The organism is Lapidilactobacillus luobeiensis, from assembly GCF_024345205.1.
GTDB classification, from domain to species: Bacteria; Bacillota; Bacilli; order Lactobacillales; family Lactobacillaceae; genus Lapidilactobacillus; species Lapidilactobacillus luobeiensis.
Genome location: NZ_BROC01000049.1, coordinates 1 through 6703 on the forward strand (window position 1 = coordinate 1; position 6703 = coordinate 6703).

3 protein-coding genes are annotated in these 6703 nt (G+C 48.6%); all 3 read right to left on the bottom strand.

Translation table 11 applies throughout. The annotated features are described in order from the left end of the window. Window positions 1–675: 675 nt before the first annotated feature. The 3 genes from uvrA to OCU21_RS11085 all read right to left on the bottom strand — a co-directional run bounded on the left by uvrA (window position 676) and on the right by OCU21_RS11085 (window position 6432). Entirely contained in the window at window positions 676–3570 is a 2895-nt protein-coding gene (gene uvrA / locus OCU21_RS11075; protein WP_261807461.1) for an excinuclease ABC subunit UvrA, read from the bottom strand. A gap of 2 nt (window positions 3571–3572) precedes the next feature. Beyond that, window positions 3573–5576 carry an excinuclease ABC subunit UvrB gene (gene uvrB / locus OCU21_RS11080; protein ID WP_261807462.1) on the bottom strand — a complete coding sequence of 668 codons (2004 nt, stop codon included), beginning with the start codon at window positions 5574–5576 and terminating at the stop codon, window positions 3573–3575. A 217-nt stretch (window positions 5577–5793) separates the two neighbouring features. Further along, window positions 5794–6432, bottom strand: a complete 639-nt coding sequence (locus OCU21_RS11085; protein WP_261807463.1) for a YfbR-like 5'-deoxynucleotidase — start codon at window positions 6430–6432, stop codon at window positions 5794–5796. Window positions 6433–6703 lie beyond the last annotated feature (271 nt).

Here is a 6703-nt window from a genome sequence, read left to right on the forward strand (position 1 = left end):
CAATTACTATTCTAGCATAAAGGGAATCGCTCCCTTTTTATCTTCAGATAATCTACCCACTTAAACTTTACGCCAACCGTGGTGCGTTTGATCGGTCGCGTTCAGCAGAAACCATGTGGTGCCTAACAAAAAAGCATCCATCAGTGATGGGTGCTCGCCCAGCGGTCATATAAACTATAAGCCGTACCTTGGGATCAAACCTTTCAATAAGATTAACGCAATTATGACCTTTTTTTCGAGCGACAGCTATTCTTGTGAAATGCGCAATGCTAAATGAAGTCGCCGTGAGTAGGCCAAGTAGATCAGAAACATCATGACGATCAACAACCCGATCATTGGTAGATGTAAATAATTGACCAAGCTGGCCAGGCCTAGATCCACCACAACAAAAATCAGTCTAAGAATATTTTGGACTTTTTTACCCGCCTTTTAGTCATCTCTGATCGCGACTGTGTCCGCTTACTGGTGACCCCGGGTATCTTCTGATATTTTCGCCAAGACAGGGTTATCTCGACCAGCAGAAAAAGCCAGCAGGCAACCGCCCCCGGCCCTTTTCATCGTTACTTTCGAAGCACTACTGCTTCGTTTTAAAAACATGCTCTCCGACCTAGCTTCTTCCGCTTAGCTACGCAACTATTTCGGAGGCTCAGAGCGGCCTCCAAAATAGTTGCTAGGCTAGTGCTCAGAAGCTGACCAGGTCGGTCGCTCTGATTTTATTTTAGCTATGCTGGTCAAGGTTCGTTCGCGGTCCCGTTGCAGGATCGGTGCCAGATATTGACCAGTGTAACTTGCCGCGACTTGCGCGACTTCCTCAGGCGTGCCGGTGGCGACGATCGTTCCGCCGCCTTCACCGCCTTCAGGACCAAGGTCGATCAAATAATCGGCCGACTTGATAATATCCAGATTGTGCTCGATGATCAAAACAGTATTACCATCATCGACTAACCGATTCAGAACTTCCAACAAACGTTTGATATCGTCTGAGTGCAATCCAGTCGTCGGCTCATCCAAGATATACAAGTTATGACCTGGCGATTGTTTATGCAACTCGGAAGCTAGTTTCATCCGTTGAGCCTCACCACCTGATAATGTCGTGGCAGGTTGACCCAGTTGGACGTAGCCAAGACCGACATCAACGATCGTCTGCAATTTGCGTCGGATCTTCGGGATCGCGCTGAAGAAATCCAAAGCTTCCGCAACAGTCATATTCAAGATCTGCGCGATATTTTTCCCTTTATAAGTAACTTCCAGCGTTTCTGAATTATAGCGTTGGCCGTGACAAACCTCGCAAGGGACGTAAACATCAGGCAAGAAGTTCATCTCGATCTTGATGATCCCGTCGCCCTTACAAGCCTCGCAACGCCCGCCTTTGACATTAAAACTGAAACGACCTTTCTTGTAACCGCGCAACTTCGCTTCGTTGGTCTGCGCGAATAAATCGCGCATATTATCAAAAACCCCGGTATAAGTCGCCGGATTGCTTCGTGGCGTCCGTCCGATCGGGCTTTGGTCGATATCGATCAGTCGATCGATATTCTTGTACCCGAGCAGAGCGCTGTACTTGCCTGGCTTAGTGGAATTGCGATTCAGTTTCTGCGCCAAGGCTCTTTTCAAGATCAAATTGACTAAAGTTGACTTACCAGAACCGGAAACGCCGGTGACTACGATAAACTTACCCAAAGGAAAATCAACGTCGATCTGTTTCAAATTATTGGCGGCGGCTCCTTGGATCGTTACTTTTTTACCGTTGCCTGAACGGCGCTGCAAAGGCAGTGGGATAAATTCCTTGCCAGACAGATAACGACCGGTCAAGGATTTGGCGCTGCGGGCAACTTGCGCTGGTGTGCCAGCGGCCATGACCCGCCCCCCTTGCTCGCCAGCGCCGGGACCGATATCGATCAAATAGTCGGCCGCCCGCATGGTATCTTCATCATGTTCCACCACGATCAGGGTATTACCAAGATCTCGCATTTTCTTTAATGAAGCGATCAGTCGATCGTTATCACGTTGATGTAACCCGATCGAAGGCTCGTCCAAAATATACATGACCCCAGATAAATTGGAGCCGATCTGCGTCGCCAGCCGGATCCGTTGCGCCTCGCCACCAGATAACGTGCCGGCGGAGCGTGACAAGGTCAGATAGTCTAGCCCCACATTCTGCAGGAAGGTCAAACGGTCTTTGACCTCTTTCAAAATCGGTTTCGCAATCGTTTGATTTTGCTCAGACAAGGTCAGTTTCGCGAAAAATGGTAACGCATGCTTGACTGCGTAATCAGAAACTTGGGCAATATTTTTACCAGCGACTTTTACAGCCAATGCTTGCGGGTTCAAGCGAGCACCTTGACAAGTCGCGCAAGTCAATTCAGTCATGTACTGTCGCATCACCTGACGGGTAAAGTCGCTACTCGTATCGTTATAACGCCGTTTCACATTAGGAACGACCCCTTCAAAAACAGTGTCCACATCACGAACACCACCAAAATCATTCTCATAATGGAAGTGGAAGGTTTTTTCACCGGAACCATAAAGAACGATCTGTCGCTGCCGCTCCGTTAATTTGTTGAAAGGTTTGTCCAGATTGATCCGGAAAGCCTTGCTTGCTTGCGCTAATAATTCCGGATAATATTGCGAACTTATCGGGTTCCAAGGCGCCAAAGCACCTTGGCGTAAAGTCAGATTCGGGTCAGGCACGACTAGATCCAAATCGACTTCTAGTTTGACACCTAAACCATCACAGTCTGGGCAGGCCCCAAAAGGCGCATTGAAAGAGAACAACCGCGGCTCCATTTCGCCAACAGTAAAGCCACAGATCGGACAGGCATAGTGTTCAGAAAAGACCAGCAACTCGCCACCGATCACATCCACATTGGCGTAGCCCTCGGAAAGCCGCAGCGCCGCTTCCAGTGAATCGAACAAGCGCGAACGGATCCCACTTTTAACGACTAACCGATCGACAACGATGTCGATATCATGCTTTTTGTTTTTATCAAGCTCGAATTCATCGGTGATCTCGTGCAACTCACCGTCCACGCGGATCCGCACATAGCCCTCACGTTTGATCATCTCAAAGGCTTTCTTATGTTGGCCCTTCTTTTGTCGGACGATCGGCGAGAAAATCTGGATCTTGGTTCGCTCGGGCAGTTGTAAGACTCGATCAACCATTTGATCCACTGATTGACTGGAAATGACCGTCCCATCATTGGGGCAGATCGGTGTCCCGACTCGCGCCCACAATAAACGCAAATAGTCATTGATCTCGGTAACGGTCCCCACAGTCGACCGCGGATTTTTAGAAGTTGTTTTCTGGTCGATCGAGATCGCGGGACTGAGCCCATCGATACTATCGACATCAGGTTTATCCATTTGTCCTAAGAACTGGCGCGCATAGGCCGATAAACTTTCCACATAACGGCGTTGACCCTCAGCGTACAGGGTATCGAAGGCCAACGAGCTTTTACCCGAACCTGATAAGCCAGTGACCACGACTAATTTATCCCGGGGGATAGTCACATCAATATTCTTTAAATTATGCGCCCGCGCCCCATGGATCACGATTTTATCATTCACCAAAATTAATCCACCTCAGTCTTCAATTCCATGATCATATCACGTAAGTTGGCCGCATTCTCGAAGTCCAATTCTTTGGCGGCTTGTTGCATTTGTTGCGTTAGACTAGCGACCAGATCCTTTTTCTCAGTCTTACTCATTTCATCCACATTCAATTCAGCAGCGGTTTCCGCGACTTGCTCAGTGTCCACCGCTTTAGTCGCCGTGATCGCGTCCCGGATCGGCTTGATGATCGTTGTCGGCGTCACGTGATGGACTTCGTTGAATTTCTCTTGGATCTCACGCCGTCGATTGGTCTCTTTGATCGCCACGTCCATCGAATCTGTCATTTTATCAGCGTACATGATCACTTTCCCGTGGGAATTCCGCGCCGCGCGTCCGATCGTCTGGATCAAAGGACGTTCCGAACGTAAAAAGCCTTCCTTGTCCGCATCCAAAATCGCGACCAGCGAAACTTCGGGAACATCGATCCCCTCTCGCAACAAGTTGATCCCGACCAAAACATCAAATTTGCCTAAACGCAGATCGCGAATGATCTGGGTCCGCTCCAAGGTCTTGATGTCACTATGCAGATATTTGACTTTGATACCTAGATCCTTCAAATAATCGGTCAGATCCTCAGCCATTTTTTTCGTCAAGGTGGTGATAAAGACCCGCTCATGCTGCTCAACGCGCTGATTGATCTCGCCGACCAGATCATCGATCTGACCCATGATCGGCCGTACTTCCACCTTCGGATCCAACAAGCCAGTCGGTCGGATCACTTGCTCGACCACATCATTGGTTTTTGCCAGCTCATAAGGTCCTGGTGTCGCCGAAACATACATGATCTGATGAACATGCTTTTCAAACTCAGCCAACGTCAAGGGACGGTTGTCCAGCGCGCTAGGCAACCGGAAACCGTAATCCACTAACATTTGTTTCCGCGCCCGATCGCCATTATACATCCCGCGGATCTGCGGCATGGTCACATGAGATTCATCGATCATAATATTGAAATCAGGGGGAAAGAAGTCCAAAAGTGTAAACGGTGGCTCGCCTTCAGCCCGGCCTTCCATGTGACGCGAATAGTTTTCGATCCCGGAAGTGTAGCCCATTTCCTGCATCATTTCAATATCGTAGGTCGTGCGCTGTTCCAGTCGTTGCGCTTCCAAAAGCTTATTCTGATCACGCAATTCGACCAAACGCTGATCGAGCTCTTTTTGGATCCGCGCGATCGCTTCAGTCATTTGAACATCATTGGTCATAAAGTGAGTCGCCGGGAAAATCGAGACCTGTTCTCGCTCACCGATCACTTCACCAGTCAGCGCATCCACTTCCACGATCCGATCGATCTCATCACCGAAAAATTCTACCCGCAAGGCATGATCATCGCGAGACGCTGGAAAGATCTCGACCACATCACCACGGACCCGAAACCGTCCCCGTTGAAAGTCGATATCATTACGGTCAAACTGTAACCCAACTAATTGCCGCAATAGATCATTGCGTTCCATGGTCATTCCTTCCCGCAAGGATAGGACACTATCACGATATTCGCGAGGATCACCTAACCCAAAAATACAAGAAACAGACGCGACCACGACGACATCGTTCCGTTCTAGCAACGCGCTGGTCGCCGAATGCCGCAACTTGTCGATCTCATCATTGATCGAAGAATCTTTTTCGATATAGGTATCGCTAGAAGGGACATAGGCCTCCGGTTGGTAATAATCATAATAGCTGACAAAATATTCTACGCGATTATGCGGGAAGAACTCCTTGAACTCACCATACAACTGACCCGCCAACGTTTTATTATGAGAAATGATCAAGGTCGGTTTGTTCAACTTAGCAATCACATTCGCCATCGTGAAAGTTTTCCCTGTCCCAGTCGCCCCTTGGAGCACTTGCTCTTTTTCACCATTCTCGAATCCCGTGATCAATTGATCGATCGCCTGACCCTGGTCACCAGCCGGTGAATATTTCGAAACCAATTCAAATTGATGATCTGTCTCACGCTTTAACAATTTCTGACCCCCAAACACATCCGAACATAAAAGCCCTTGATGCCAAATTGGCCATGAAGGGCTTTACGATCAACAACATTCTCGATTCAACGCGCCGCCTTTTCGACTGCAAGACTCAATCGACAAATGCGACTTTAACCATGTTTTAGTGTACCACACCGAACATATTTTCGCTATCTTTTTGCAAGTTTTCCCGACGAACTGATCCTGATAAAAATCAGAGATCAGCGGGCAATAATTCTCGCGTTGCTCGCAGCAAGCGATCACGATCAGCGAACTCCTCTTGCAGCAGTTCAGGCAAGACTTCCTTCAAGAAATATTGAACCGAAGGCCGTTCGCGGAACAATAAAATCGTCGTCAGACTCTCCCGGAAAATATCCAAAAAGACAGATTGGGGATTGCCCTTCTCGATTTCACCAAAGGACTCATACAAAAGATCAACTTTATCCGCGATCGACAAGATCTGCCCTTCCAGTGTTTCATCTTTTCCTTCGGCCAACCGGCGAGCATAACGATCCTGCAAAAATCCCGGCACTTCATTTTTGATAAAGTTTTGCGTCATTCGCGCTTCAACTTCGGCCAACTGATGGCGCAATTCCGGCGTCGCGTACTTGACAGGCGTCTTGATGTCGCCAATAAAGCGCTCCGTGTAATCATGATTGAGCGCCTTTTCGTAAAGTCGCTGCCAGTCCACTTTAGCGCCGTGGATCTCTTCAATGTCGCCTAACATTTGCGCGATTTCCGCGACCTTGAATGAATGAGCCGCCACCGTGTGCTCCTGATATTTGAAAAAGCCTGGCGCCCGATTCAATGTTTCCAGATTACTCAATCCTTGTAGATAAGCGTGCATGCCCATGAGTTGGCCTCCATTCATTTCTTGTATCTTGATCTAAAATTTTATCTATTCTAGCACAAGATATGGTAGCGTGCAACCAAATCGGGCTCTATTTTTGTTGCGTATTGTAATAGTGTGTCATTGTCTGTGGCTGTTCCGTTTCAACCTTGGCCGCGGTCTGCGTTGCGTGTGGCGGGTGAGCTCGCTGTGCTCCCATATCTTGGCCGTAACTTCCACTGCGTGGTTCGGGGTGAGCTCGCTGTGGGCGTCACTTTGAGCTTCGCAAAGTGCG

Coding starts and splice junctions, on each gene's coding strand:
- OCU21_RS11085 (WP_261807463.1), bottom strand. CDS start 6,432: ATGGGCATGCACGCTTATCTACAAGGATTGAGTAATCTGGAAACATTG.